At 36.1% G+C, this 2,086-nt stretch carries 3 protein-coding genes; 1 reads left to right on the plus strand and 2 read right to left on the minus strand.

Annotated features, from left to right (window positions below; genetic code table 11):
- Window positions 1-91 precede the first annotated feature (91 nt).
- Together ACEE44_RS10275 and ACEE44_RS10280 are read right to left on the minus strand one after the other, a co-directional pair.
- The gene (locus ACEE44_RS10275) at window positions 92-769 is read right to left on the minus strand and encodes a DUF4956 domain-containing protein (RefSeq protein ID WP_449172158.1); all 678 of its coding nucleotides are present in this window, start codon (window positions 767-769) and stop codon (window positions 92-94) included.
- Complete coding sequence (locus ACEE44_RS10280; protein ID WP_449172159.1) at window positions 756-1,499, minus strand: polyphosphate polymerase domain-containing protein; 744 nt, start codon at window positions 1,497-1,499, stop codon at window positions 756-758. The genes ACEE44_RS10275 and ACEE44_RS10280 overlap by 14 nt, the downstream gene beginning before the upstream one ends.
- Before the next feature lie 190 nt (window positions 1,500-1,689).
- Here ACEE44_RS10280 and ACEE44_RS10285 point away from each other — a divergent pair, with 190 nt between their 5' ends.
- Complete coding sequence (locus ACEE44_RS10285; protein WP_332412314.1) at window positions 1,690-1,992, plus strand: hypothetical protein; 303 nt, start codon at window positions 1,690-1,692, stop codon at window positions 1,990-1,992.
- Window positions 1,993-2,086: the final 94 nt, after the last annotated feature.

Consider the following 2,086-nt stretch of genomic DNA (forward strand, 5'->3'; position numbering starts at 1 on the left):
ATAACTTAATTTCATAAGAAAAACACCCCAATCGTTAGATTTTGTGTCTAACTTTTGGGGTGCAGTTCAGAAATCCATGGCTTCTTTGATTTTATAAATATTTTTTCTTAGGCATTTGCTTGTTCAATACGACATCCAAAGGACCGGCTGACAATACTATATCTACCAAATGTTTGTCTGTAATCTTCTTATCGAGGAGAACTTGATATTCTAAGATCAGTGCTTCTTTTTTCTTCTTGTATTTGAGGGAAATTAAGTCAGCTTGCTTGCAAGATGTACCAAATTGATTTTCAAAAAATTGATCGTAATCAAAGTCCATTGGTACTGTTACCAAGAGATGACGACGATTTTGATTGACTTGAGCAAAGCTGATGTTCTCAAAAATCAAAATACAAGCAGATAGGATGACCGTCATAAAGACAGCCAAACCTAGGAAGCCCATTCCTGTCGCTAGACCAATAGCCATTGCAAGAAGGACTGCAAGCATCTCCTTTGAAGAACCTGCCACTGAACGGAATTTAATAAGACTGAAAGTCCCTGCTACCGCAACACCTGCTCCTAAATTTCCATTTACCAATGCTATGATTACTGCAATCAATGCCGGCATTAGACTTAGTGTGATGACAAATTCCTTTGTATAATTGGATTTATATTTATAAACAGCTGCTAAGAGCACCCCCATAGACAGACTGACTGCAAAGACCATCGCCATCTGTGTTAAGGTGATACTGCTATTGGCAGTTGAAAAGATACTATTAAACAGCTGCATGTTGACTTACTTCCTCTCCAGTGATGTTGTGGGCAAGCTTATAGGCATTGCCATACTTTGAAAATGATTGTTTTTCGATCTTGTATTTTTCGAGCAGGGCTACCAACCAGTCTGGTCGTTCTTCTGGAACTTTCACTTCCATAATGACTTTTGTTGGTTCCAAAAGGTCCTTACCAAATTTGCCCTCCATGGCATCTACATCGTAATCTCGATAAAGTAAGTTCTTATCAATTGTGAGACGAACCTTTCTATCTTCGATTCCTTTGTAGGATACACGATCGTAGTAGATATACATTTTAGGCTTAATCGTCCCGTAGCGTTCTCTCAATTGCTCTAGTTCTGATGTAACTTTATCGTCTTTAATTGTGGAATCAATCACTCCATTTTCGATATAGTTTGTTACAGAAACAGGGTTTGAGGTTAAACGGTATTTATAGCCAATTTTATTTTCTTTTTTCTTGATTTCAAGAAAAGCTTGACTTGATTCAGAAGGATTAGAATCGTAGACACGCATCCGAATTTTTTCTCGACCATTCTTCTTAGCAATGGAATCTTGAATCATATCGAACTCTTCGTTGTCGAAATAAATATTCGTAATGGTTGAAGTTGCAAACTCATCTGAAACCATATATTTCTGCAAATCTTTTTCTAAAAGAGCAAAAGTTTCTTTATCAACGATATATTTTGTTTCTTTACGTTTAAATTGTTTTTGTACGATTCTAGTTTTCATCTTTTTCCCTCTTTATCTAAAAACTTCTAAGCAGTTATCCGCCTCGATGACAATACTTAGTTTACTGAACAACCTTTAAACGAAACTGAAAGTAAATTTAAACAAAACTTAAACTGCAATAAAGTTGAAATTCTTTTGTCATATTTCGATCTGTGTTACAATTAGGATAATGATAACAAAGGAGAAAACTATGTACGAATTTGTCTTAGAATACGGCTCATTCCCTGTAAAACTCATTGACGGTTTTGTCAACAATCGCTCAGAAATCCCTGATTTTCTCAAAGAGGATGAAGAAATGATTGCCCGCCTGAACCAGATCAACGAACTCTTCCATCAACTCTTTTTAACCATCGAGTGTAAATTTGACTACGTTGGCAAGCAATTTCCAGACAAGATTGAACAATTACGAACCCTCTATCATCCTCTTGCAGACGATTTACTAGCCAAGTATGGTAACCAGATAGAGTTAAAAATCGAACCCTTTATTTTGTAAAGCAAAAGAGATGGCACAATGTACTGACCCCCAAAAGTTGGACAAATAATTATTGAAAGGATTTAGTTCTGTATTGGACAGGACTAAGTCCTTT

This window comes from Streptococcus sp. 32226D021BW (assembly GCF_053545015.1).